Raw genomic sequence first — 25,570 nt, forward strand, 5'->3', positions numbered from 1 at the left:
GCGAACGCAGGGCTCCATCACGACGACGAGGAAGGCTGAACCGAGGCCATGGAAACGGCGAGCTCCCGATCGACAACGGAATGGGGTCTCGCCGCGATCTACGCGACAACGGTGCTGGCGCGCACTATGGTGATCACGCTTATCCCCGTGATCGCCTATCAGGCCCTCGGCAGCGCGCAGCAGGTCAGCGAGCTCTACTTCGTCGCCAGCCTCTTCGGCGTCGCCCTAAGCGTCGCGTTGCCGGGGCTGCTGACGCGGTTGGGGCGCGAGACGGTCTTGATCGGCGCGGCGCTGAGCGGCGCCGCATCGGCGCTCGTTCTGTCGTCCGATTCCGCTCCCGGGCTGCTGTTCGGCCTGATCCTCCACGTCGTCATGGTCCTCGCCTTCGAGAACGTGATGAGCCTCTACGTGATGCAGCGCGTGCCACGGCGCGCGCTCGCGACATTCGAGCCATTGCGGATCTTCCTCGCCGGGCTGAGCTACGCCGCCGGGCCATGGCTCGGCATCGCGCTGGCACAGAGCTTTGCGCCGGTTCTTCCCCTGGCCATCAGCGCCGCGGCCGCCCTCTCGGCGCCGCTGCTTCTGAGGGGGCAGGCGCGCCCGCCCGGTCTCGAGCCGACCGAGGCCGTCGTGACCAAGGCCAAGGACATCGTCGCCTTCTGGAGACAACCGCGGCTACGCCTCGCCTGGCTGCTGACGGCGATCCGCGCGGGCTGGTGGGCGATGTACATGGTCTATGTCCCCATCTTCGCGATCCGCTACGATCTCGGTGCCAGCGCCGGAGGTGCGCTGGTCTCGCTCGGCTCGGCGTTTCTGCTGCTCTCGCCCCTGTGGGGGCGCGTGGCCCGCCGTGTCGGGACGCGGCAGGTGCTCATGGCCAGCTACACGATCTGCGGCAGTTTCTCGATCCTCGCCACCGGGCTTGTTTTCCACAGCGCTCATGCGGCGGCGGCGATGCTGCTGGCCTCCGCATTGGCGATGAGCGCCATCGATGGGATGGGCAACGTGACGTTTCTGCGCGCTGTCCGTGCTCACCAGCGGACGAGGATGACCCCGATCTTCACGACCTATCGCGACGTCTCGCAGATCGTGGTCGCCGGCGCCTTCGCCCTGTTGCTGCTCGCCTTGCCATTGCCGTCGGTGTTCCTGGTCGCGGGCGTGACGCTGCTGGCCGGTGCCGTCCTCTGTCGACATCTGCCGCGGCGTCTTTGAACTCCAAATGACTCGTCAGCATTGATGGCCCTGCGCGCATGCAAGAAGCAAGAGCTCCCCATGCGAAGGGCGTCAAAGAGCGAGCCAGTACTATCGAGCTGTGTCAATGTCCGCCTTCCGGCAAAGAGCCAGAGTCCGGTTGTGGCGCTCTGCGGCCTTGCGGCTAAGGCCACCCGGGTGACTGATTTGCGATGGGAAACCGGCATTCCTGTTGGGCTCACGCTCCTTACATCTTTCGCAACGTAGCCAGGAAAGTTCGCAGCTCGGCCTCAAACCGCTCCGATTGCTCCATCAGCCTGCTGGCGGAACCGAAGACTTCCGTCGCCGCGATCTGGATTTCAGCCTCGTGCCGAGACCAGCGCATCACGCCCCGGCAACGCGAGCGTGGCCAGGAAGCAGGCAACCAGCATCAGGCTGGAGCCGATCAGGCAAGCGTAGATGCCGCCCCATTGATAGAGCACGCCCGACAGCAAGGTGCCGGCGAAGCGTCCCAGCGCATTGGCGGCATAGTAGAAGCCGACATCCTCGGCCGCTTTCTCCGATCCGGCATAGGCCAGGATCAGATAGGAGTGCACCGAAGAATTGACAGCGAAGGCGAAGCCGAACAGGCCGAGCCCTATGACGAGGACCAGATCCGGCCTCAGCCCCGAATTGTTCGCCAGGATCGCCGCGATCGCGGCGGGAATGACGGCGAGGCCGAAGGACCAGAGCCGCGCTGCTCTTACTTCTTGCGTCAACCCATCGGGGCTGCGTTTGACCATCGCCGGGGCGGCGGCCTGGATGAGCCCATAGCCGATCGTCCAAAGCGCGACGAAGGTGCCGACCATGGTGAAGGTCCAGCCGGCGGCGTAGAGGAAGACCGGGACGCCGACGACGAACCAGACGTCGCGGGCGCCGAACAGCACGACACGCGCCATCGCCAGGAGATTGACGCCGCGGTTCTTGCCGAAGAGCTCGCGCGCGCTCTTGCTCGCCTTGGCCTTTCCGAGCATGGGCGGAAGCGACAGCACGACCCCGAGCAGTACCAGGCCGAGCGCGGCAGCCATCGCCAAGAGCGCGCCGCGGAAACCGAGCAACTCAAGCAGCAGGCCGCCGAGGAAGAAGCCGAAGCCCTTCATCGCGTTTTTGGAGCCCGTGAACCAGGCGACCCAGCGGAAGAGTCGGCCTTCGGAATCCTCCGCCTTGGCCGCCGTCTCGGCGATCTTGATGGCCGATTTTGAGGCCGTCTTGGTGAGGTCCTTGGCGACGCCGCAAATGCCTTGGCCGAGCACGACCCAGACAACCGAAGCGGCGGCTGACCAATCAGGAGAAAGCGCCGAAAGAACGAGGAAGCCGGTGACCTGTGTTGTCAGGCCGACCGTCAGCATCCGGGTGATACCGTAGCGCGCCGCAAGCCAGCCGCCGATGAAATTCGCCAGCACGCCCGCCGCCTCGTAGAGCAGGAAGAGGAAAGCGAGTGTGAAGGGCGAGTAGCCGAGCCGGAAGAAGTGCAGCAGCACGAGCATGCGCAAGGCGCCGTCCGTGAGCGTGAAGCCCCAATAGGCGGCGGTCACGATGGCGTAGTTGCGCGTGCCCTCGTTCATGACTTCAAATCCCGACCGTCCCGAGGTGGCAAGCGAGATCGACCATGCGGCAGGCATAGCCCATCTCGTTGTCGTACCAGGCGTAGACCTTGAGCAGGGTGCCGTCGGTGACGAGCGTGGAGGGGCCATCGACGATGCTGGAGCGGGTATCGCGCTGGTAATCGATCGAGACGAGTGGGCGGGCTTCGAAGCCGAGAATGCCGGCGAGCGGACCCTTTGCAGCGGTCTTGAAGAGCTCGTTGACCTCGCCAGCCGTAGTCGGCCGCTGCAGTTCGAAGACGCAATCTGTCAGCGAAGCGTTGAGCACCGGGGCGCGCACGGCATGGCCGTCGAGCTTGCCCTTGAGCTCCGGGTAGATCAGCGCGATCGCAGTCGCGCTGCCAGTCGTCGTCGGCTGCAGCGAAAGCATCGCCGAGCGGGCTCGGCGCAGGTCCTTGTGCGGAGCGTCGACGACGACATTCGTGTTGGTCGGGTCGTGGATCGTCGTGATCTGGCCGTGCCGGATGCCAAGATTCTCGTGGACCACCTTAACCACCGGGGCGAGGCAGTTCGTCGTGCAGGACGCCGCCGTGACGATAGCGTGCTTCGCCGGATCGTAGAGGTGATCGTTGATGCCGACGACGACGTTGAGGACGGATGGGTCCTTGACCGGCGCCGCAACGATGACGCGCTTGGCGCCGCGCTTGAGATGCCCTTCCAGCAGTGCCGGCGTCAGAAACTTGCCGGTGGCCTCGAGCACGAGATCGACGCCGAGATCACCCCAGGGAATCTCGTCAGGGGCGGCGTGCGACGAAAAGCTCAACTGGCGATCGTCGATGCGGATCGCGGCTTCGCCTTCAACTGCGAAATCCGCCCACCAGCGCCCCTGTGTGCTGTCAAATTCAAGCAGATGCGCGGTCGCCGGAGCTCCACCCTTGATCTCGTTGAGATGGACGACGTCTAGGCGGTTGTTGGCGCGCGGATCGTCCTTCAAACGCTGGGCCGCGCCCAGCGCGGCGCGCAAGGCCAGCCGGCCCATGCGACCCATACCATTGATGCCGACTCTCATTCTGCCCTCTGCCATTGTCCGCTGGGATCATTATTCGATATGTCGCTTGACATCGAAATGACGAGAGAGTCAATCATGTCGAGACCTGTCGATATAACGAGATGATGCTATGACTCGCGCTCCCCTCAATGTGCTCTTCGTCTGCACCGGAAACTCGGCCCGCTCGATCTTGGCTGAGGCGATTATCGGCCGTGTCGCGCCCGGAAAGTTCAAGGGTTACAGTGCCGGCAGCGATCCTAAGGGGGAGGTCAATCCCTTCGCCGCTCGTCTGCTCAAGTCGCTGAACTACGATGTCTCGCAATTTCGGCCGAAGAACTGGGAAGAGTTCGCAAAGCCCGACGCGCCTCCGCTCGATTTCGTGTTCACACTTTGCGATGACGCCGCCAACGAGCAATGTCCGTATTGGCCCGGCCAGCCGATGAGCGCACATTGGGGACTACCCGACCCCGCGGCGTTCGTCGGCGAGGACGTCCAAAAGGCGCTTGCCTTCGCTGACACCTACCGCATGCTCAACCACCGCATTTCGATCTTCTCTAGCCTGCCTCTGGCATCGCTTGAGCGCGTCGCGCTACAGCACCGTCTTGACGCGATCGGAACCGATTTGGGCAAGAAGGACGACGCAGCTTGATCACACGCCTTGAGGCTGGCACCGCAGTCGACCTGTTGGGCGCTCTGGCCCAGCCGACGAGGTTGGAGATTTTCCGCTTGTTGATGCGGTATCGACCGCACGGGCTCGCTGCCGGCGATATCGGTAGGCTGCTTGCCGTCCAGCACAACACGCTCTCGACCCATCTTGCGATGCTGGAGCATGTCGGTCTCTTGGCATCGCGCCGCGAGGGGCGCCACATTATCTTCGCTGCGGCGCCTGATCGCGCAGATGCATTGCTCAGCTTCCTGTCGGATGCCTGCTGCGCTGAGCGGCCGACCATGTGTGAGATTTCCACCGAATTGTCCTACCCCTCCCGGAAGGAGGTGCTTGTCACCGACACGCCGTTGCGTGTTCTGGTGGTCTGCACAGGTAATTCCGCCCGCTCGATCATGGCGGAGGCGGTATTGAATCGTGAAGGACTCGGTCGCATTCAGGCCTTTTCGGCTGGTAGCCGTCCGCACGAGGCGCCACATCAGCTCGCCATTGGCCTGCTCAACGAACTCGGCTACGAGACCGAGAGCTTCCGCTCCAAGTCCTGGGACGAGTTCCTGGGGCCGGAGGCACCGCAGCTTGATCTCGTCATCACAGTTTGTGACTCTGCGGGTGATGAGGCTTGTCCAGCTTTCCCGGGGGTGCCGATGCGGGTGCATTGGGGACTAGACGATCCGGCTCAGGTCGAAGGCCCCGTCGAGGCGCGGCGCGCCGCTTTTCGTCGCAGCTATCGCGAATTGACGGCACGCGTCACCGCATTCGTCAATTTGCCATTTGAAAAAATGCCTTTGGCAGAGCTCGAGCCCACTCTTGCTGCCATTGGCCGGATGGATGGGGCGACTCCCAGATCTCTGGAAGCCGCCTAGCAGTTCAGGCCGAAGCAGAGGCGTCGCGCTTTGTCGCTCCGCGTATGACCGCCGGGTGGCGCTCATACCAACCTTTGCTTCGGTTGACGATCGCGACCACCGACAGCATGACCGGCACTTCGATCAGCACGCCGACCACGGTTGCGAGCGCTGCACCGGAGTTGAAGCCGAACAGGCTGATTGCGGCTGCGACGGCGAGCTCGAAGAAATTGCTCGCGCCGATCAGTGCCGAAGGCCCGGCCACACAATGCGCTTCGCCGGTCATGCGGTTGAGCAGATAGGCCAGGCCCGAGTTGAAATAGACTTGGATCAGGATCGGCACGGCGAGCATCGCAATGACCAGCGGCTGGGCCAGGATCTGTTCGCCCTGAAAGCCGAAGAGCAGCACCAGTGTGGCGAGCAAGGCGACCAGCGAGATCGGTGCGAGGACGCCGAGCGTGCGCTCCAGCGCCGCCGGGCCGCCATTGGCCAGCAGCTGGCGTCTGATGAACTGGGCTACGATGACCGGGGTGACGATGTAGAGCGCGACCGAGAGCAGCAGCGTGTCCCAGGGTACGGTAATGGCCGAGAGACCAAGCAGAAAGGCCACGATCGGCGCGAAGGCGATGATCATGATCGCATCGTTGAGTGCGACCTGGCTGAGTGTGAACAAGGGCTCACCGCGGGTCAGGTTCGACCAGACGAAAACCATCGCCGTGCAGGGTGCTGCCGCGAGGATGATCAGCCCCGCAATGTAGCTGTTGATCTGATCCGCCGGGAGGTAGGGCCGGAACAGATAGGAGATGAAGAACCAGCCAAGGGCGGCCATCGAAAAAGGCTTGACCGCCCAGTTGATGAAGAGCGTGACACCAATGCCGCGCCAGTGGCGTCCGACCTCACTAAGCGCCGCGAAGTCGATCTTCAGCAGCATGGGTATGATCATCAGCCAGATCAGCACCGCTACCGGCAGGTTCACCTTGGCGATCTCAGCCCCGCCGATCGCCTGGAAGAGGCCGGGTGCGACATGGCCGAGCGCTATGCCCGCCACGATGCACAGCGCGACCCAGAGGGTGAGGTAACGTTCGAAGGTCGACATGGCTCTTAGACTCCTACGACGACAAGGCCGGACGCATCGACGACGAGCTCACCGTCCTCCTTGCGAAACTCGCCCCGTTGCGGCGGCAGCAGTTCGAGCACACGCTCGGACGGGCGGCACAGCCGCACTCCGTTCGGCGTTACGACGAATGGCCGGTTCAGAAGAATTGGGTGCACGCTGATCGCGTCGAGCAAGCCCTCGTCGCTGAGTGAGGGGTCACCCAAGCCGAGCTCCGCGAAAGGTGTCCCTTTTTCCCGCAGCGCTTCGCGCAGCGTCAGGCCGGCGCGATCGACCAGCTCGCGGATCATCCGGCGCGATGGCACAGTCGACATCCATCAGAAGGCTCCGGCATGAAGAAGTCAGGCTCCCGCCAGGCAGCAGGAGGTTGGATAGATGTCCGTAAAGGCCGGGCGTCGATCGAATTATGACGGGCGCGCGTTCCTTGGGTCTGGTGAAGCCGAGGATGGAGAGCAGCAGCCTGAGATCGCCTCCAGGACGAGCACACAGATTTCCGGCCGCCCGGCGCAGCAATCATTCAAAAGGAAGGTGACCAGGCGCTGCGCTGTTTTCAGGTCGGCGCGATAGATGATGGATCGGCTCTGACGCTCGCTCCGCACGAGACCGGCCTGTGTCAGGATGCGGAGATGCGTCGACATGGTGTTCTGCGGCACCGCAAGTTGTCGGGCCACTTCTCCCGAGGGCAGGCCCGCGGGCTCGTGCTTCACCAGCAAACGGAAAACATCGAGACGGGTCTGCTGCGCCAACGCGGCGAGGGCAAGGATGGCTGCTTCTGATTCCATATATCGAGACTAGTAGAAATATGGACGAACTACAAGCTCATGCAGCTCTGGATTCCGCTGGCGCGCACTTGAATGACCATTTTGGGCGGCGGCTGAAAGCGGCGTCAGGCTGATTGAAGGCGCTGATGTGCGGTCGCGATAGCTGACAGGTCTGCCGCCGGGTCGATGACGACGTGCTTCTGCTTGCGCTCCGAGTAGCGGTCGACCAGCGTCGTCGTATGAGGTCGAAGCAGGATGGTGAAGCGGACCAGCTCCTCCATCACGTCCACGATCCGATCGTAATAGGAGGATGGCTTCATCCGCCCCGCTTCGTCGAACTCCTTGTAGGCCATCGCGACACTGGACTGGTTGGGGATCGTGACCATCCGCATCCAGCGCCCCAGCAGCCGCAGCGTATTAACTGCGTTGAAGGACTGCGAGCCGCCAGATACCTGCATGACCGCGAGCGTCCGCCCCTGGGTCGGACGCATCCCGCCCATCTCGAGCGGCAGATGGTCGATCTGCGCCTTCATGACGCCCGTGATCTGGCCATGGCGTTCCGGGCTGCACCAGACCTGCCCCTCAGACCAAAGAGAATGCTCCCGCAATTCGCGCACAGCAGGATGGTCGTCGCCCTTGACCTGATCAGGCAGGGGCAGAGCAGACGGATCGAATATGCGCGTCTCGGCTCCGAACAAGGTCAGTAGGCGTGCCGCTTCCTCGACGGCGAGGCGCGAGAACGAACGCTCGCGCAAGGAGCCGTAGAGCAGGAGGATCCGTGGCGGATGGCCAAGTAGGTTAGGCAGATTCTCGGCCGGCTCGGCTTGGACGTACTCCGGCTTGAGCGCCGGAAAGGTGAATGGATCGGGCAGCTCACGCAATGGCATGAGAATTCTCCTGTAAGCACTTCAAGATTGCTGGCTCAGCGGACTTTGCGTGCCAGCAGGAAGAGGGCGATCGCCGCCAATGCCGAGAGTACAACAAGCAGCATCGTGCTCGTCATCAACCCGGCTCGCTCGATCAGCACCGCGAACAGAAGCGGTGCGGCCGCCTTTACGATAAGCCCCGGCGCCGAGAGCTTGCCCAGCATCGCCCCGTAGCCAGCTGGCCCGAAGAGCTTCAAGGGCACTGTGCCGCGCACGATTGAGCTCAGGCCCATGCTGATGCCATAGGAGATCGCGAAGAGCCCAGCGAGCGTCGCGGTCACACCGCCGACCATCAGCAAGGCGAAGCCGATCGGCATGAGCGCGGCCGAGGTCCAGGCTGTGGTGACGGGATCGAGCGAGGTTCCAAAGAGCATTTCGGCCAAGCGCCCCGCGACCTGCGAGGGCCCGACCATCGCCCCAATGCCGACGGCAACAGCTGCGCTCAGCCCCAGGCCTTGCAGCATGGTCAGCATGTGCACCGACATCGCCGAGACAACGAAGCCTTGCAACGAGAAGGCCAACGCCAGCAGCACAAAGGCATTGCGGCGAGCTTCGCCCTCCAGATAGCCGGCGGCTGCAGGAGCAAAGCTGTCGGTGGCCTTTGCGTCCTTAGGGCCAGATCTCACCGGCCCGGGAAGCAGCAGCCAGTGCAGCGGAATGCACAGCGCGAATTGCAAGACCGCATAGATCCGATAGATCTCGCGCCAGTCGAAGGTGTTCAACAATGCCGTGGTCAGCGGCCAGAACAGGGTGGATGCGAATCCCCCGATCAGAGTGAGCTGACTGATGGCTCGCCTCGCTCCCGGGCCATGTGCCTGCGTCAGCGCGGTGAACGCAGCGTCATAAAGCACCAACGCCGAGACGACCTCGAGCGCGATCATCGCGCCGATATAGCTCACCGGGCCGCGTGCTTCGGCCAAAGCCAGCAGCGAGAGGCCAGCCAGCGAAGAGCCGATCGTCATCACCACGCGAGTGCCGTACTGGTCGATGAGACGTCCCGCGAGGGGAGCGACCAGGCCGCCGATCAGCAAGCCGATCGCAAACCCCCCATAAGTCCATTCCGGCGCCCAGCCGAGGCTCGCAGTGATGCCTGGCGCGAGCACGGCGAACGCATAATAGAGACAGCCATAGCCGACGACCTGGGTGACGCCGAGGGCGACGATCAGCGCAGATCCGCGCCCGCCGGAGGGCGCGGATAGAGGCATGGACAGGCTCGACATCAGACCTCAACCGTTTCGCGGGTTTCACGTTGAGCGGTGCCGCAACCACAGCCTGCTTTACCGGCCGCCTTCGCCTTTGCGTCGTCGGCGCAACAGGCATCGACCTCGACCGGAGCAAGACCACCGCAGCAACTGGTCTTAGCCTGGCTCGGGCCGCCAGGTGTGGAGCTGCACACACCGGTCTCTGGCAGAACCAGTTCGACGCGACGTGCTGCCACGTGATCGCCGGCAACCTCGGCCACAATCGAGCGAACCTGCTCATGTCCCGTCGCGAGAAGGAAGGTCGGCGCGCGGCCATAGGCCTTCATGCCGGCGATATAGAAACCTGGCTCGGGATGAGCGAGCTCTACCGCTCCATGCGGACGAACGGTGCCGCAAGAGTGGATGTTGGGATCGATCAGCGGCCCCAGGGTCGGTGTGCACTCCAAGGCGGGGTCGAGTTCGACGCGCAATTCACGTAGGAGGCTCAAATCCGGGCGGAAGCCAGTTGCGACGACAAGCTCGTCCGCCATGACCGTCGGGTTGCGCTCGTCGTCCGAAACGAGGCGCATTTCCGCTTCGCCGGCTTCGATCCGGTCCAGCCGGAAGCCGGTGAAAGCACGGATGCGGCCCTGCTCGACGAGATCGGCGATCTGCAGGCCGAGTTCGCCGCGCGCCGAGAGCTGGTCTGCTGCGCCACCGCCAAAGGCCTTCGACAACACGGCCCCCCGATAGAGCCAGGTGATCTCGGTTGAGGGCGAGGCCGCCTGCAGTTCAGCGAGCGCGATCAACGTGCCGATCGCCGAGTGACCGCCACCGAGCACGGCTATGCGCTTGCCAGCATAGCGTGGCCTGGCTTCGCCAAGAACGTCGGGCATGCCGTAGCTGATGCGCTTTGCAGCCTCGCTCTCGCCGATAGCCGGCACGCCACCTGAGCCAGCCGGGTTCGGCGAGAACCAGGTGCCGGACGTATCGATAACGGCGTCGGCCGTGAGCTTCGAAACCGTTTCGCCGTCCCGATACCGCAGCAGAAATTGCGCGGCCTCGCGCCCGGCGCTCTTCACCTTGTCGAAGCCGACCCGCGACACTGAGATCACCTCGGCGTCGTATCGGACCAGCTCGCGGAGAGCGGTCATTTCTGCGAGCGGAGCGACGTAGCGGGAGACGAGTTCGCCGCCGGTCGGATAGCGATCCGCGTCAGGCCGTGTCCAGCCAACCTTCGCGAGAAGACGCTCCGCTGCACCATCGATGTTGAACGCCCAGGGCGAGAACATCGGAACATGCGCCCATTGCCGGATGGCGTGTCCTGCAGCAGGTCCCCGCTCGAGGACGATCGGAGAAAGGCCACGTTCGAGAGCTTGAGCTGCTGCGGCGAGGCCGACCGGTCCGGCGCCGATGATGGCGATCGTCTTGATTGTCATTTCGCTTCCTCCCATAAAACCGGAAATACCGAAATATTCAGTCCAAAAAAATCACGCTGCACTTTGCGTTGAGGCGCATCCGGCATCGGCGCAGCACTCAGCGACGAGGAACTGAACCAGCTCGTTCATGCGGTCGAAGTTGGCCCGGCAAATGAGCGTCGTGCCGTCGCGCTCCTGGCTGACAAGGCCGACGATGATCAGGGTCTTGAGGTGATGCGAGAGCGTCGAAGCCGCAATCTCGAGACGCTGCTGGCACTGCCCCACGGACAGGCCGGCATGGCCCGCCCTCACCAGCAGGCGATAGAGTGAGAGCCGGGTCGGGTTGCCCAGTGCTTCGAGCTTGGCAGCTGCGTCGGACGTGATCATCATGAAAACGAGCATGCGGCACGCCTTTGGCCGAGTCAATCGATATTTTCGGAATATTCGAAATAAGCATTCTGCGCCGCTTCTGCCATGCTGCTTGTGCTGTCAGACCTCGACGACACAGTGCGGATCGAAGCCCGGATTTTCTCGATCTCCATGGAGATTTGGATAGCCGGCCTGATTGGCCAGGATGCGCGTGCGCCCAACCTTGTAGTCGTGCGATCCGTGATCATGACCGTGAATCCAGAGCTCGGGCTGGTATTCCTCGATCACCCCGCTGAGATCCGAGACGAAGGCCGGCGAAAGCGGGCTTCCAAGGTGCCTCGGCTGGATAGAGTGCGGGTGCGGCGCATGGTGGGTCACCACGACAGTCGGCCCCCCATGCGGCTTGCCAAGCTCACGGCGGATGAAGGCAAGGCCGAGCCGGTGCTCGGCCGCCGCATGCCATGGCATGAACCGGCTGACATGTCCGCTGTCCTCCCGGAATCGGATGAGGCGGTGGTCGTTCAATTCCTGCCCGGCATAGACCATCGACGCCTTGGGGTGCTGGAGAAGGCGATAGTCCGTCCAAAGCGTGCAGCCGATAAAGCGGACGTGCTGGATGATCACCGTTCGGCGATGCAACAAATGAATGCCGGCATCCGCAGCCGGCTGGATTGCTGCGGCTAGATTGCCTTTCATCTCGCTCTTGTAGAACTCGTGATTGCCTGCGACGTAGACGATCTCTCGGCCTCGGAGCGGCCCTGCCTCGCGCTGGCCCACCAACCACTCAAGCGCGGCGACGATCGGCCGGTGCATATCTCCCGCCAATACCGCGACATCGAAATCCGGCATCGGCTCCGGAAACGCGAATGGTCCGAACTCGAGATGCACGTCGGAAATGACGAGCAGGCGCATGATGTCCTTCTCCCTTCGGTTCTATGGTGATTGATAGCGATGAGGGGGACGCGTCAGCGGCTCTGCGCTTGAGACTGAAGAGCTCGCGCTTTGATCCAATCGACCTTGAGGGCTCCGGCGGGCAGGCCGATTTGCGCTGCCTGTGATAGCTCGCCCCAGGAAACTTCTAATCCCTCAGCAATTCTGATTAGAAGCGCTTCATCGGTGTCGTCGATAAAGGCGCTGAGCAGCAGCTTCAGAGCTGGATCGTCACCTGTCATGACCGCGCAGGGAGTGCGCAGGGTCTGCAGCAGCTGTGCCCGCGTGTAATTCAGTCCCATGTGAAAGTTGAGGTGCACCAGTCCCGCATCAAGCGCCTGCTCCGGCGTGTGGATGAGGGGAACAAGGGCGCTCCGACCCAGTTCGCCGATCCACTCGAACAGCTCTGCCACGGGCGCCGGGGCGGCTGTTGCCGTCTGCTGAGCGAATAATGCGGCCTCGAATTCACTGATATGGATCGCGCATAGCCCGGCTCGTTGCGGACCGAGGATATCAGCTTCGAGGCTATCGCCGACGAATAGGATCTGCTCCGGCTTCAGATCGAGTCGCGCGCAAACCAGTCGATAGATCTCTGGCTGCGGCTTCATCAGCCCAATCTCGAAGGACAGAACGAGCGCATCCGGAACGCGAGGCAGGCAGCCGAGCAGTGCGTGCTTGTAGGGCGCGGCCAGGTTTGAGCAGACACCGATCTTCAGTCCGAGCCGACGCAAGGCCTCCCAAGCCTTGTCCACTCCGGCTCGCAGCTGCGTCGAAGCGCATTCTGCCGCCAGATCGGCTTCGAGCTCACTCAACCTAGTCCCGGCGGTGGAATTGGCGAGATTGCCAGCAATGTCCCGCAGGGTGGTTGGAGTGGTCAGTGCCTTGGTCGCACCGGATGACGGCGCCCCCGACAGAAGTGCCCTGAACGGTCGCCGCTTATCACGTATTTCAACGAGGGTTCCGAATCCGTCGAAACATACCGCCCGAATCTGAGGGCGCGCGTCATGCCAGACCAGCGTGCAGGGGGCAGGGTACCGGTCGATTTCGTTCGGCGGCATCACGCCGGGCCTCAAACTCTCGACATAGCGGCGGACAGCAATCTGATCGTCAAGCGTGCCACATAGGAGATCAATTGGCGCTCTCCCATCAAAAGGTGATCCATTGTGACCGTCGGTCAGCCAGTGCCGTTCTTGATCGACGGATGTAAGTATCTGCTGCAGCTTGGCGAATACGCCGAGCAGAGCGGAAATCCGCATCAACACCGCAGTTTCGAGAATGAGCGGACCATTCGATCGAGCGGCATTCGTCCAATTATCAAAGTCACCCGGGGCACACTGTAAAAGCTCCCGTTGCACGCGCTGCGACAGATGCCAGCGATCCGCGATATTCAGAAATGTTCGCAGTCCGGGCGCGCTCACACGAGCCCGCTCATCGAGACTCGGACCTGACATTTGTGCCTCGCTCAAGAAACGGCTGCCTCGCAGCTTCCACCTCCAATCGATGGCGGAGCGCGGGGCCTCTGCATCATGAAAAGATGTGCCGCGACTTGTCTGCCGCACCACACATAGCCAGTCGCCCGCGTCGCCGAACCGACACCGTCATCTAGCCCTTCTTAGTCTTTGCCCCGCGCCATCTTGGTTCGCCGGCCGCCTATTTTCTTCATTGGCTCAGGCCGCGAGAGTCGCGGAGCGACGACCACACCGCGCCTATCGCCTCCGCGAATGGGTATCGAAGGTCGTCGCGATTGCGAGCCGATCGCCCCCCGTTCTTCTAGATCGACGGCAAAGTGAAACGGACCTTCGTTCACCGCCTTTAGCTGCTCGATAAGATTCAAGACCGCCGTCGGCAGTTCGCGTCTCCCCGCCTTCACATCTCGTGAGGACAGAGCGTCGAGGAAATCACGAACAACAATCACCGGAAAAAACGTGCAGGCGATGCGTGCCCCAGCGTCCCATTCTCTAGCGATCAATAGAGCTTGATCAACGCGGCAACCCATTTTCGAGCAAATGACATCGGCCAAATTTCCCGCTCGAGATTTGTCGAAATTTTCACGCGAGAAGTATGCATCCGGAATCCCGGGCACGCAGGATAATAGAGCCGACTCGTATCGGATCGGCGCATTTACATGAATTCCGATACTGATTCCGAGGCGTCGGAGCGCCGCCCAGACCAAGTCAATTCCCGGGCGCGTTTCAGTTCGGACAGGTAACACCCCATCGCCTTGTTTGGCTTTCTCACCGTTCCGAGCGCGACCGATCGCGCGATAGTCCGAGACGGGCATTTCAACGAGGACGCCAAATCCATCGAAGCAAACGGCTTGTATCTCGCTCATGATGGCCGCCTCCAACACGACTTACGACGCCTTCAGCCGGAAATGCCCTCTAGGAGCACGGCTATGCGAGTTGCCGTCACAGCTGGCTGGGGGGTCTCCGAAATCGGCTCGCAGGCAACGACCGACGCCTTGAGCGATCGAAGCCAGGCGGAAGCGCGGAGACATTTTCTGGTTGGAAGTAGCGTCTAGGCCCTACGGGACCCGCAGCTTTCAACGGTGCGACGCGCTCTCTGGAGCATCGGCGCCACCCGGTCATTTCCTTGAAAAGTAACCGGCACCAGAGAGGCATCCGATTTGCCTGCTGCCAAACAAGGTTTGCAGGCCGCCTGAACTTGCTTAGCGCGGCAATGGGCCGAGAGCTCCGGAACCACATGAGACGCACCCCACAACGCCTACGAGACAATACGGGCAGCCTACCACCACCTCTAATTATATCCAAGCTATAAAATTACCTCTCGGAAACTGCCTTGGCGAGGGCAGGCTCCGAGAGCTTCAAATAGCATACGACGCCGACAAAGCTGGGGCCCGCCACAAACGAGACCCCTGCCCGCTCAAGCGCTTGCCGCAATCGGCCAATCAGCGCGGGCTTTGGTATAAGAAACCCATTTTCGAAATCATTTATGGTCTTACGTGAGACATTCGCCTCGCGCCACAGCTGCGCTTGAGTGATCCCCGAAACCTCGCGGGCTGCACGGCATTGAAAGCCTTCAATGGGTACGCTGGGCGGTAGCGGAGCGAGGCTGAGCTCGGAAATCGCAACGGGGGTTGACTCACCGAGGTGAAAGATTTTTATATTAGTAGCGTAGTTCAATCGCCCAGGCTTATGGGCGGGATCGCCTGCCGCCGATCGGCTCGGCGGCTTCTGCAACATATGGGATGGAGGCGTGCGCATAGGGCAACTCTTCGCAATCTTGATGCCCGCGCGGCATTCGATAAGCGTCTGGCTCGAGCGGATCCGTGGCGGGCGCTTACCTCTGTCATGTGGCGAGCACTACAACGTCAATGCCTAAAGCGGATTTCTCAAAACGAGGGATCGAACGACACCTCGGATATCGAACGGTTGTGGGAGCAAAGTTGATCGAATAGGCGAATCAGTCCACCATAAAAGGATACTGACGCTTTCCCGCTGCACGACTTCGCTGGCGCGCTTATCAGTTGGATAAGCAACGCGTTTCGTCCTCTATCTGCAAGTAGCCTAATTCGTGACGCCGTTCCTCACTTCTTCCTACCGGGAGGCAGGTGAATTCATGCGCGCTGAATTCGATGCCGTTGCAGACCTTGAAAACTGGTTCAAGCAGCAACTCAGCTTGCCGCTACCAACTCGGCGCTGCAGGGAACCGATTGCAATTCGTCGATATTGGCGACGCGATCAGGATCAGCCTGTTTCACCGGGAGCTATTCGCAAGCGCCACCCAGCAATGGAGAATATTCTCCCGACTGTTGAGGCGTTCAAAATCCTGCCGTCCCAGCGCACTTGGAGTCGCGGGCGTCGTTGTCGCTTCTATAGCTGGAAGGCGCAGCACACCCTTCGGCTCGACTCCTCATTGGAAATGGACCACGCCCTCTTTTGTGAAATTGACCCAGAAATCACGCAGATCGTGGCGCACCCCTTCTCAATCCAATACGAGCAATCGGGTCGTTCGCGGACTTACACTCCCGATTTATTCGTGATGCGCTCGCAGCGCAGAGTTGTGCAAGAGGTCAAGGATGAGGCGGACGCAGCCAGTCAGGAAAATGTTGAACGATGGCCGCACATTGCGAACGCTCTGAACCGAGCTGGCTTCGACTTTGAAGTTGTAACCAACCTGGCAATAAGAAACACAACCAATCGACACAACGTCGCGGTCGTTTTTGGTCATCGCATGGCGCCACTGCCGCCTCAAGAGCGGAGGATTGAGCTCTGTGCTTTCTTGAGCCGCTTTGGGAAGGTCACAATCGCCGATCTCAGACATCAATTCCCAGAGCTAGGGTTTTCGTCTCTGCTCGGGCTGGTTCGGCACGGGTTTGCCGCCGTCGACATTTCAGAAATCATAGACGAGAGCTCCGCCTTTTCACGAGGATACCGCCCCAAAACAGACATCTTGCGAAAGGAGATGTTCCATGCAGAAGTACTCCTTTGATCAAGGGGCCAGGATTCTCATCGAAGGCAAGCGTTACCGGCTGCTGAGCGCTATCGAGATCGGTGGACGGCGCCACTGGCAAGCTTGTCTGATCGGCGCCGGCCCCCAGCCTATCGTCGAGTGTTTCGATCTCTTTCAATTGGAAACCCGTCTGGCAAACGGTTCGCTGGAATTTGATGTCGAACAGGATAGCTCGGGACAGCCAAGACCGGCTCCGGCCCACAAAAGACTGCCGCCTTCACAGCAGGATGCTAAAACGCAAAGCTACATTTATTTCTGGCGTGCGATCATTGATGGTGTTGCGAAAGCTTCTGTTACATACGGAGCTAGCACAATTCGCACCTCTCGCAAGACGCTGAGCAAATCAGACCTCGCACGCATCGTGGATGAGCTTGGCGTTGAAATGGGAAACAAGTTTTTCGGGAAACCTAAGAGTGTAAGCGTATCGCAATACTATAAGATGAAAAAGCGCTACGATGCCGGGGGACTCCCCGAGCTCATACCGGACTATCCCTCCAGGGGAAATCGCAACCAGCTGCACCCGCTGGTGAAACGAGCAATGAACGAGGCAATCGAAGAGCGGCTCGAAGAGGCGAGCCATCGTCATGGCACTGCTCGCTCGCCCACCTTTAACTCCATCAAGGTCCAAACTCGTCTTTTAGAAAAGATTCAGCAATTACGAGTTGCCCACCCACTATTGGAATCACGGTTGAAAATCCCATCGAAAACAACCGTTTGTAAAGCTATACTTCAATTTGATCAATTCCGTGTGCTCGCTGCGAAGAAAGGGATAACGCACGCGAAACTCGAGATGCGCAGACCGTTCGGCCATTCGAGACCGCAGGCTTGTCTCTCTGAAACGCAGTATGATGAGACTCGTTTCGACGTATATTGCTATCTTGAATCAAGAGGCATCCCGCTGGGCAAGCCGTGGTTTTCGTGGATGGTAGACATTTATAGCGGAGGTATACTGGGTTTCTATCTCGGCTTTGAACCACCAGGGGATGTAGTTTTTTCAGCAGTGCTGAGACATTGCTGCTTGCCCAAAGCCTATATGCTGGAATCATACCCTGATATTGATCCTCCACTGCAATTGGCGGGAATTCCACGCTTCACAACATTCGATAATTCTCTCAGTGCACATTCGCGAACGATTGAAGGGATCTATGGCGATCTCGATATCGGGTGGACGTTTTGCCGCCCTCGAGAGCCTTATACGAAACCCGACGTCGAGAGTGCCTTCAGTACCTTGAATCGAACCCTTCTGAACGACACCCCTGGGTATGCGCCGCCACTTGGTCGGCAGATATCGGATTACGATCCAAAGAAAAACGGCCTGATCTCGTTTGAACGATTACTGTACATCGTTCATCGCTGGGTGGCCGAACGACATAGCCGCCCAATACCGGGATCTCTGTCGCCCATCTCTCCCAACGAGCGCTGGGATGAAGGAACAAAGATCATCGCTCCGACCTATCCGCGAGCTGGCATGGACCTCGAGGCAGTGTTCGGAATCCTCCGAGATGGGAATCTCGACCATCGCGGAGTCAGATACAGGAACCTGTTCTATTTTAGCGAACAGCTTCAGGACCTCCGACTCCGGAAAGGCGCCAAATTACCCGTGAAAATTAAGGTGAACCCGTCCGATCTTTCGATAATTTATGTTTTGGATGTTGATAGGCGATTGTGGATCAAATGTTTTTCGCTAGATCCTGCAACCACGTATGGGCTTAATTTGCACTTTCACACTCTCATCCAGAAGAGGGAGAGGGAGTTGTATGGCACGAAAATCTCCAGGGAGACGTATCTGCAAGCTAGGCTCAGTTTCGAAAATGACCTTGCGGGATGGAAGCGCGAAGATCTCGGCATAGGGATCAATTCACTTGTGGCTCGCGCCTGCGGAATTGGCACTCATAACTCGGCAAGGCTGGAAGCTGAGCCTTCTTCCCGCAACGCGAACCCCATTGCACTGGCACCGCCGGAGCGAGCCGTCGAGCGCGAGCCGAAACCAGTCGTTATTCCGCGGCTGGATACTGCGCGTTTGCCCCATTAGCGAGGCGCCGGCATGACGACCAAGAGGCACATTCCGCAGATTGGTCAGCTTGATGGGCTGTTTATTTTACACCCTTCTTTTGTTGAGGTTGTCGATCGGATAGAATTTGAGCTTGAGTTTGCCAGGCAGCTATTAGAGCCGCCAAATTTCCTGATAACCGGGCCTAGCGGCGTTGGAAAAACAACGCTGCGCAAGTATCTGGCGAGCCAACACCCCCGCAGCGCCGATGCCCGCCGGGTGGAGCTTGGCAATGGTCTGCACGGCGTCTGCGATGAAATTCCGGCTATCTCCATCTCGCTTCCCAAGCAGCCGACTGCCAACTCGGTAGCACGTCTTCTGCTCGGCGCTCTGGGCGACCCGCGTGCTAAGCGCGGAAAGGGGGACGAACTCACCGACCGCGCAGCCACCTATCTCCGACATTGCGGCTCTCGCGTAATCCTCATTGATGAAGCGCAACGCGCTGTCGACCGCGACGGCGTCGTTAGAAGGCACGACATTGCCGAGCTGTTGAAAGATCTCCATGAGCAAGCCCATGTGAGCATCTGCCTTTTTGGCCTGGGCCGAACGAAGTTCTTGTTTGACGATGAACAGTTTTCGCGTCGCTGGAACAACGAAATACGACTCTCTCCATACCAATGGGCTGATCCTAATGAGCCTTGCCGAGGCTCGGAGGAAGCTCTTTCATTCATGGCAGTTTTAAGAGCTTATGCAGATGAACTTCCGATTCCGTTGGACAACGCCATCGACATTAGCCAAGTGGAAACGGCTCAACGATTTTATTTTGTCACACGTGGTGTGATTGGTTACCTGAAAAAGCTTCTCATCTCGGCAACCAAAATCGCTGCGTACAAGCAGCTCAGCTCTATAAGTTACCAAGTTCTCAGCCAGGCTCTCGCGGAAGCCTTCATCAATGCGGAGTTCAACCCCTCCATCGCCGGTGATCCCTTTGTCCGGCATTGGGATGCCCGTATGCCGCCTCCGCTCCCGGACCACACCCGGCTGCTCGAACGCCCTTCGGGAAGCGGCAGGAGCGGGACCCGGAAAGAGCGCCGGCACAAGGCGATGGGAGCATTGACGAAAGCGGCGTGATGGCCAGATTCGTAATCCGGTTGCCTCCGAAGCAGACTGAGCCGCTGTTGGCAGGCTTGCTGCGGCTGGCAGAGATCAACTGCTATCCGAACATTCGCGGCCTTCTGCGCTCCGCCGCAATTCCCAGTTCCTGCGCGACGGAGCCGTGTGATTTTTCACACTTGGCACGGATGTGTGGCTGCGATCCTTTGCTTTTTGAGCAGATCGCTCTTTGGAGCGGTTGCACGCGACCCGGGACATTTCGAATCGGACCCAGCGAGGTGCCCAGACGATTTATGGCCGTGTCGAAGTCGCGTTTCTGCTGCCTGTGCCTGAACGACGGCCGCGACTACCAAGATTTGTGGGACTTGTTCGGGTACATCTGCTGCCCCCTTCATCAGTGCTTTTTGACAGAACGCTGTGCAGCCTGCGGGAGTTTGGCGGATTGGCAGCGTCCAGGGATCGTGCGCTGCCAATGCGGCGCATTGTTCGACATTCCTACCGCGGACCCGCCATTCCTTCTCATCGAAGTCGCGAACGTTCTGAAGCAGCTTCGAGACGGTCAGCGGCTCAACAAGGGGATCCTGCCTGCGACCAATTTGGAGACAGGACTCTCGTTCCTCAAATTTTTCTCATCATGGGGATCCAGTAACCCCTCGTGGCGGGGGTTCTACATGTCGAAGCCCCATATTCTCGGAAGCGCGATCGCTATCTTGGAGGGAGCAGAGGCATTCTTTGATTGGCCGCACGGGCTGCACCAATGGTTGAGCCGCAGGCGCGCTGAGAAGCCCGAGCAAGCATCTGCCTCCGCAGCTTTTGGCAGCCTTTTTCACCGTCTGCGCTCCGCGGTACCGACCGACGGCGCAGAGACCGTGCTCGAACAAATACGCGCGTACGTGATGATGTCAGCCGAGAGCCCCTTCGTTAAAACATGGTCCTTCATCTACCCGCGGATCAACGTGGAGGCGGGATACATCCGGTTGGATGAAGCTGCTCGTGCGCTCGGACTTACACGACGCATGGTCAGACATCTGGTCGCTCGAAACATCCTCGACGGAGAGTGCAGGGTCTCGCACGGACGTCGGTATTGGACTTTGAGCCGACTTTCGGTGACGCGCCTGCTCGATCAATTCGGCCCCTTCTATAATTTGAGGTCGGCATCCAAGCGTTTGCGGATGCCCGCAGCGGTACTGAAATTTCTCGTACAACAGAAGGTAATTCCGCCTTTTGGCGAGAAATCTTCGTGTGTCGTTCTGTCGGAACATGACCTCAAGGAATTCATAAAAGCGCTCGACCAGAAGTCCGTACAGCGGACACAGAACGCTGTGCCCCTGGCCAAACTATTCTCCAGGCATTCACCGCAGGCTTGCGGCACAATGGCCAAGATTGTCAGCGGGGACATTCCAATCTATCGAAACACCGATCGCGGCGCCCCGCAGAACGTATTGGATTTTTCGTTCAGCTCGGTGTTTTTCGGCGGCAATTGCGGGACAATTGATGTTCATGCTGCTGCACGCCGCCTTGGCGTGAACCCGCGCATGGTTACCGCGCTTACCGGGCGGGGGTTGATCTCGACTTCTCCTGCAGGATCAGCTTGGAGTCGAGGTAGGATTTCGACGGCATCCGTCGCTGCCTTTAGAAGGCGATATGCGCTCGGCCGAGAGGTCGCTCGATCTCTGCGCTCAAGTTCGCGTCATGCAATTGCGAGACTTAAAGTGGCTGGCTTCAGGCCCGTAATCGAGCCTGACTCCAAGCGAGGAATCTCCTCAGTTTGGCAGCGATCGGATATCGAGAAGCTGGCACGCAATGGCTGAGTTGACGAACGCTTTAGCGCTCAGAATGAGCTAGCCAGCACGCAAAGAATGCCCGTGAGACTGCGGTCTCCTTTTTTGGTGCACCAACTGCCCTCAGTCCATTTTATTGGTTTTCACAGGCTCGTTTTTTGGAAAACCAGAATCGGCCTAAGGTATTGGTTTTATTTTGTTTTGTATTCTCTCTTTTTGCCTTACGGACCAGCAGCGGCATTCTGAACCACCGCGCCGTGGACACTCCGCTGGAGCTGGTCCACGGCGCGATGATGTCCTTTCGCGGGCCTGCGGCGCCGTGACAATTCCTGCTGGAAGCGCAGGAAACTAAGGAAAATACCGCTCCGGCGCCTCGGCTATCCTCGGCGCGCGACCAGATGGTCGCGTTGCCGGGGGATTTTTGCGATGGCGCAGGACGAGATTGTGCAGGGCATTGGCCGCCGAGGCTTCCTGAAAGGCACAGCCGCGCTGGCGGCGAGTGCCGTCGGCGGCTTCGCCTGCGTCGAGATCGCCAGCGCCGCCCCGATCGAGGTGCCGACCGTCGACAAGCTCGTCATGCGGGTGCTGATCGATTCCGCTCATGACCAGTTCCTCAAGCCTGCGACCGTGCAGGGCGTGCTGCACCAGCCGCCCGGCTCCGGGCGCGGCGCCGATTACCGGCAGGTCCTGCACAATCAGTGGGGGCTCTCGCTCTTCCTGGAATCGCAGCGCGAGGCCGAGGCGCGCACCATCCTGCTCGATTTCGGCTACAGCCCGGATGCCCTGCTCAACAATATCGGCATCCTCAAGGTCGATCCCAGCAAGGTCGACGCCCTGATCGTCAGCCATGGCCATCACGACCATTATGGCGGCCTCAACGGCTTTCTCACGAAGTATCGCAGTGCCCTCGCCCCCGATCTCAAGCTCTATGCCGGCGGCGAGGATAATTTCTGCCATCGCGTCAGCCCGACGGGAACGCAGGGGCAGTTCACCGATTTCGGCCAGCTCGACCGGCGCGAGCTGGCGGCACAGAAGGTCGCGACCGTGCTCTGCGAGACGCCGACCGTCGTCGCCGGCCACGCCTTCACCACCGGACAGATCAAGCGCCGTTCGATCGAGCGCATCCTGCCCAACACCTTCGTCGAGCGCGGCATCAAGGACGGCCTCGGCTGCGATGCCGGCCATTACATCGCCGCCGAGCTCGCGGGCAAGCCGATCCCCGACGAGCATGTCCACGAGCACGCGACCTGCTTCAACATCAAGGGCAAGGGGCTGGTGGTGATCAGTTCCTGCGGCCATGTCGGCATCGTCAATTCGGTGCGCCAGGCTCAGGAGGTCTCCGGCGTCGAGAAGGTCCATGCCGTCGTCGGCGGCTTCCATCTCGGCCCGGCGCCGAAGGACTATCTCCAGCAGGTCGTGGCCGAGATCCGCAAATTGCAGCCGGATGTCGTCATCCCCATGCATTGCAGCGGCCTCAACTTCGCCCTCGAGGCGCAGGCGCAAATGCCGGAGAACGTCATCGTGCCGACGACCGGCAGCCGGCTGACCTTCGGAGCCTGACCAGATGGCAGGCACGGCCTTTCCGGCGCAGCGGCAACTGGTGCGGCTGGCTTTTCTGGCGGCCATGCTGGCCGCCTTCGCCTTCCTGTCGGCCGTGATCTGGGCCGGTACGCTGAGGGCGGAGGCAGGCGCCCAGCGCCGCTCGGCGGCCGAGCTGATGGACGTGCTGATGTGGAATCGCGAGCCGGTCGGTGGCGCGTTCTCGCTCACCGACCACACCGGCGCGCGACGAAGCGACGCCGATTTTCGCGGCAAGCTGGCGCTGGTCTATTTCGGCTTCAGCTATTGCCCCGACATCTGCCCGACCGATCTGCAGGAGATCTCGCGGGCGATCACCCTGCTCGGCCGCCAGGGCGAGGCGATCCAGCCGGTGTTCATCACGCTCGATCCCGAGCGCGACACGGCAGAGCACCTCGCCGGCTATGTCGAGCTCTTCCATCCGCGGCTGGTCGGGCTGACCGGCAGTGCCGGGGAGATCCGGCAGGCGGCGGATGCCTACAAGGTCTTCTACGAGAAGGTCGCGACCGATGGCGGCTACACCGTCGACCACAGCGCCTATGTCTATCTGATGGATCGCGATGGGCGCTATCTCGGCTTCTTTCCGCCCAACACCTCGGCGGAACGCATGCTGACGATCATCAAGCCGCATCTTCCGGCATCGTGACGGCGAGCGGGTGCGCCGCCACGCGGATTTGTTGAGCGCGCGATCTGAGGGTATGGGAGGCGGGACCAGGCACAAGAACGGTGCCGGACGATCTTGCAAAGACCCAGACGAAGGCCCGACACGATGACCGACACCCTGCCCGACCGGCTCTCCTCCAACCCGAACAGCCCCTACTACAACGAGGAGCTGCTCGCGCGCGACATCGGCGTGCGCTTCAAGGGCGTCGAGAAGAACAATGTCGAGGAATACTGCATCAGCGAGGGCTGGGTGCGCCTCACCGCCGGCAACGCCAAGGACCGCCACGGCAACCCGATGACGGTCAAGCTCAAGGGCGAGGTCGAGCCCTATTTCCGCAAGGCCGAGTAGGCCACGGCCTCAGCGCGCACGCACTAGGGCGCCGGCGAAAGCCGCCAGCGCCAGCACCGCAAAGCCGGCGCGCCAGGCATGCAGCGCCCCCCAGCGCTCGATCAGGCCCCGGCTCACCACGCCCGCCTGATCGAGCGAGGACGCCAGCAGCGCCTCGTTGACGGGCGCGATCACGATCAGCGTGAAGGGCAGGTTGGCGAGCATAAGCGCCGCGCCAATCAGCCAGAGCGGGTCGCGGCGCCGCCAGAAGGCCAAGCCTCCCGCGACCGCCGCCAGCACCGCAAGGCTCGCCTGCATCCGCGCCGCGCGCGGATAGCTCTCCTGCCAGTGCCGCAGCAGCGGCGCATCGTCGAGCATGAGCCGCGCCGGCTGCTCGGCGACCAGGATGTAGACGGCCGTTCCCGCGAACAATGTCGCCAATACCAGGGCCGAAAGGTCGGCAGTGCCGATTGAGGAGCTGTCTGCATGGGCGGGGGAAAGCGTCTGTGCCATCGCCGTCACTCCAATGAACAGCATGCTATATATCATTGCATAGCATGCTGTTCAATTCCATTCTGAGCCTGCAATGGCCGCCCGATGACCTCCTTCAAGACCAGATCCGCCGGCTACCTCGCCAATCATGTCGCCCGGCTGTTCGCACGTGAACTCGCCGAGGCGGTGCGCCCGCTCGGCCTCGCCCCGGCCCAGTTCATGACGCTGCTCGAGCTCTGGCGGCAGGACGGCCTGACCCAGAAGGATCTGGTCGCGCGGCTCGATGTCGAGCAGGCGACGATGGCGGCGACGCTGGCACGGATGGAGCGCGACGGGCTGATCGAGCGCCGACCCGACCAGTCCGACGCCCGGGCCCGCCGCATCCAGCTCACGGCGCGGGCCCGTTCGCTGGAGGAGCCGGCTCTCGCCGCGGCCAGATCCGTCAATGCGCGGGCGCTCGCCGGTTTCTCCGAGGCCGAGCGCGACGCCTTTCTGGCCGGCTTGCGCCGTGTCGTCGGAGCGCTGTCGCGGACCGCCGAGCTCGATCAGCCCAGCGACTTGTAGAAGAAGGTCGAGCCGCAATCCCGGCCGTCCGGCATCAGGGCGTAACGCGGAATGGTGCCGATCTCGGTCCAGCCCAGCCGGTTGTAGAGGCGCCGCGCCGCACCGGCCTCGTCGGTATCGAGCACCAGAAGATCGCGGCCGATGGCGAGCGCCGCCGCCTCGGCCGCGCGCATCAGTGCCTCGCCGATGCCGCGGCGGCGGGCCCGCGAATGCACCAGCACCTTGGCGATCTCGGCCCGGTGCGGCTGGTTCGGCTTGCCGACCGGATGCAGTTGCGCCGTGCCGACGATGCCCTCGGGGCCCCGCGCGGCGAAGAGCACGACATCGCCGGCCCGGACCTGCTCGGCGATGCCCTGCCAGAAGCGCTCGAAATCAGTCGATGTGTTGAAATCCATGAAGCCGACCGAGGCGCCATTGGCGACCGCATCCCGCAGGATCTCGATCAGCGCCGGCACCGCCGCTTCGGTCCCCGCACCGTCCAGCCTCTCGATCGCAATTCCGCGTTCTTCCGACATCGTTTCCTCCGGCAGCCATGCCCGAACGGCACGAAATCCACCAAGC

Annotated in this window: 25 protein-coding genes and 1 pseudogene; 11 read left to right on the plus strand and 15 right to left on the minus strand. The window is 61.2% G+C overall.

All coding sequences use genetic code 11. The annotated features are described in order from the left end of the window. The first annotated feature begins 48 nt into the window (after window positions 1-48). Complete coding sequence (locus AC1REK_RS20925; RefSeq protein ID WP_492270592.1) at window positions 49-1,212, plus strand: MFS transporter; 1,164 nt, start codon at window positions 49-51, stop codon at window positions 1,210-1,212. 338 nt (window positions 1,213-1,550) lie between these two features. On the opposite strand, the gene arsJ is transcribed toward AC1REK_RS20925, so the two are convergent. After that, complete coding sequence (arsJ, locus tag AC1REK_RS20930) at window positions 1,551-2,795, minus strand: organoarsenical effux MFS transporter ArsJ (RefSeq protein WP_492270593.1); 1,245 nt, start codon at window positions 2,793-2,795, stop codon at window positions 1,551-1,553. Between the two features lie 4 nt (window positions 2,796-2,799). Then, window positions 2,800-3,843: an ArsJ-associated glyceraldehyde-3-phosphate dehydrogenase gene (locus AC1REK_RS20935; RefSeq protein WP_492270594.1), complete on the minus strand. Its 1,044-nt coding sequence runs from the start codon at window positions 3,841-3,843 to the stop codon at window positions 2,800-2,802. Window positions 3,844-3,952: 109 nt separating this feature from the next. On the opposite strand from AC1REK_RS20935, the gene AC1REK_RS20940 reads away from it, so the two are divergent. After that, a complete protein-coding gene (locus AC1REK_RS20940) occupies window positions 3,953-4,471 on the plus strand; it encodes an arsenate reductase ArsC (RefSeq protein ID WP_492270595.1) in 519 nt (172 codons plus the stop codon). Then, on the plus strand, window positions 4,468-5,349 hold the full coding sequence (locus AC1REK_RS20945) for a metalloregulator ArsR/SmtB family transcription factor (protein WP_492270596.1): 882 nt from the start codon (window positions 4,468-4,470) through the stop codon (window positions 5,347-5,349). The genes AC1REK_RS20940 and AC1REK_RS20945 overlap by 4 nt, the downstream gene beginning before the upstream one ends. Window positions 5,350-5,353: 4 nt before the next feature. Here AC1REK_RS20945 and arsB read toward each other — a convergent pair whose 3' ends face one another. The 11 genes and pseudogenes from arsB to AC1REK_RS21000 form a co-directional block, all read right to left on the minus strand. Continuing rightward, on the minus strand, window positions 5,354-6,424 hold the full coding sequence (gene arsB, locus AC1REK_RS20950; RefSeq protein ID WP_492270597.1) for an ACR3 family arsenite efflux transporter: 1,071 nt from the start codon (window positions 6,422-6,424) through the stop codon (window positions 5,354-5,356). Between the two features lie 5 nt (window positions 6,425-6,429). Continuing rightward, a pseudogene (locus AC1REK_RS20955) lies at window positions 6,430-6,720 on the minus strand (ArsC/Spx/MgsR family protein); the annotation flags it as partial. 126 nt (window positions 6,721-6,846) lie between these two features. Next, the gene (locus AC1REK_RS20960) at window positions 6,847-7,224 is read right to left on the minus strand and encodes an ArsR/SmtB family transcription factor (protein ID WP_492270598.1); all 378 of its coding nucleotides are present in this window, start codon (window positions 7,222-7,224) and stop codon (window positions 6,847-6,849) included. A 104-nt stretch (window positions 7,225-7,328) separates the two neighbouring features. Then, window positions 7,329-8,090, minus strand: a complete 762-nt coding sequence (arsH, locus tag AC1REK_RS20965) for an arsenical resistance protein ArsH (protein WP_492270599.1) — start codon at window positions 8,088-8,090, stop codon at window positions 7,329-7,331. Between the two features lie 35 nt (window positions 8,091-8,125). Beyond that, window positions 8,126-9,349, minus strand: a complete 1,224-nt coding sequence (locus AC1REK_RS20970; protein WP_492270600.1) for an MFS transporter — start codon at window positions 9,347-9,349, stop codon at window positions 8,126-8,128. Then, window positions 9,349-10,749: an NAD(P)-binding domain-containing protein gene (locus AC1REK_RS20975; RefSeq protein ID WP_492270601.1), complete on the minus strand. Its 1,401-nt coding sequence runs from the start codon at window positions 10,747-10,749 to the stop codon at window positions 9,349-9,351. Before AC1REK_RS20975 ends, AC1REK_RS20970 begins: the two co-directional genes overlap by 1 nt. A 51-nt stretch (window positions 10,750-10,800) precedes the next feature. Next, window positions 10,801-11,115, minus strand: a complete 315-nt coding sequence (locus AC1REK_RS20980; protein ID WP_492270667.1) for an ArsR/SmtB family transcription factor — start codon at window positions 11,113-11,115, stop codon at window positions 10,801-10,803. A 102-nt stretch (window positions 11,116-11,217) separates the two neighbouring features. Further along, on the minus strand, window positions 11,218-12,009 hold the full coding sequence (locus tag AC1REK_RS20985; protein ID WP_492270602.1) for a metallophosphoesterase: 792 nt from the start codon (window positions 12,007-12,009) through the stop codon (window positions 11,218-11,220). A gap of 53 nt (window positions 12,010-12,062) precedes the next feature. Then, complete coding sequence (locus tag AC1REK_RS20990) at window positions 12,063-13,445, minus strand: HAD family hydrolase (RefSeq protein ID WP_492270603.1); 1,383 nt, start codon at window positions 13,443-13,445, stop codon at window positions 12,063-12,065. Between the two features lie 194 nt (window positions 13,446-13,639). Next, entirely contained in the window at window positions 13,640-14,359 is a 720-nt protein-coding gene (locus AC1REK_RS20995) for a hypothetical protein (RefSeq protein WP_492270604.1), read from the minus strand. A 448-nt stretch (window positions 14,360-14,807) separates the two neighbouring features. Further along, window positions 14,808-15,251, minus strand: coding sequence for a helix-turn-helix domain-containing protein (locus AC1REK_RS21000; protein WP_492270605.1), 444 nt, complete (start codon window positions 15,249-15,251; stop codon window positions 14,808-14,810). A 310-nt stretch (window positions 15,252-15,561) separates the two neighbouring features. On the opposite strand from AC1REK_RS21000, the gene AC1REK_RS21005 reads away from it, so the two are divergent. The 7 genes from AC1REK_RS21005 (at window position 15,562) to AC1REK_RS21035 (ending at window position 23,974) form a co-directional block, all read left to right on the plus strand. After that, a complete protein-coding gene (locus AC1REK_RS21005) occupies window positions 15,562-16,479 on the plus strand; it encodes a TnsA endonuclease N-terminal domain-containing protein (protein ID WP_492270606.1) in 918 nt (305 codons plus the stop codon). Then, a complete protein-coding gene (locus tag AC1REK_RS21010; RefSeq protein ID WP_492270607.1) occupies window positions 16,460-18,532 on the plus strand; it encodes a TnsB C-terminal domain-containing protein in 2,073 nt (690 codons plus the stop codon). The genes AC1REK_RS21005 and AC1REK_RS21010 overlap by 20 nt, the downstream gene beginning before the upstream one ends. A 12-nt stretch (window positions 18,533-18,544) precedes the next feature. Beyond that, window positions 18,545-19,621, plus strand: a complete 1,077-nt coding sequence (locus AC1REK_RS21015; protein WP_492270608.1) for a TniB family NTP-binding protein — start codon at window positions 18,545-18,547, stop codon at window positions 19,619-19,621. After that, window positions 19,621-21,414 (plus strand): TniQ family protein, encoded by a 1,794-nt coding sequence (locus AC1REK_RS21020; protein ID WP_492270609.1) that lies wholly within the window; start codon window positions 19,621-19,623, stop codon window positions 21,412-21,414. Before AC1REK_RS21015 ends, AC1REK_RS21020 begins: the two co-directional genes overlap by 1 nt. Window positions 21,415-21,810: 396 nt before the next feature. After that, entirely contained in the window at window positions 21,811-22,944 is a 1,134-nt protein-coding gene (locus AC1REK_RS21025; RefSeq protein WP_492270610.1) for an MBL fold metallo-hydrolase, read from the plus strand. A gap of 4 nt (window positions 22,945-22,948) precedes the next feature. Continuing rightward, on the plus strand, window positions 22,949-23,608 hold the full coding sequence (locus AC1REK_RS21030; RefSeq protein WP_492270611.1) for an SCO family protein: 660 nt from the start codon (window positions 22,949-22,951) through the stop codon (window positions 23,606-23,608). Window positions 23,609-23,731: 123 nt separating this feature from the next. Further along, window positions 23,732-23,974, plus strand: a complete 243-nt coding sequence (locus AC1REK_RS21035; protein WP_316020063.1) for a DUF3297 family protein — start codon at window positions 23,732-23,734, stop codon at window positions 23,972-23,974. Between the two features lie 9 nt (window positions 23,975-23,983). On the opposite strand, the gene AC1REK_RS21040 is transcribed toward AC1REK_RS21035, so the two are convergent. Beyond that, the gene (locus AC1REK_RS21040; protein ID WP_492270612.1) at window positions 23,984-24,490 is read right to left on the minus strand and encodes an anthrone oxygenase family protein; all 507 of its coding nucleotides are present in this window, start codon (window positions 24,488-24,490) and stop codon (window positions 23,984-23,986) included. A 60-nt stretch (window positions 24,491-24,550) separates the two neighbouring features. On the opposite strand from AC1REK_RS21040, the gene AC1REK_RS21045 reads away from it, so the two are divergent. Further along, complete coding sequence (locus AC1REK_RS21045) at window positions 24,551-25,009, plus strand: MarR family winged helix-turn-helix transcriptional regulator (protein ID WP_492270613.1); 459 nt, start codon at window positions 24,551-24,553, stop codon at window positions 25,007-25,009. Here AC1REK_RS21045 and AC1REK_RS21050 read toward each other — a convergent pair. Further along, window positions 24,991-25,524 carry a GNAT family N-acetyltransferase gene (locus tag AC1REK_RS21050; protein ID WP_492270614.1) on the minus strand — a complete coding sequence of 178 codons (534 nt, stop codon included), beginning with the start codon at window positions 25,522-25,524 and terminating at the stop codon, window positions 24,991-24,993. The two genes, AC1REK_RS21045 and AC1REK_RS21050, sit on opposite strands and share 19 nt — an antisense overlap. Window positions 25,525-25,570: the final 46 nt, after the last annotated feature.

The sequence above is a fragment of the Allobosea sp. GW823-FHT02B03 genome, assembly GCF_058797755.1.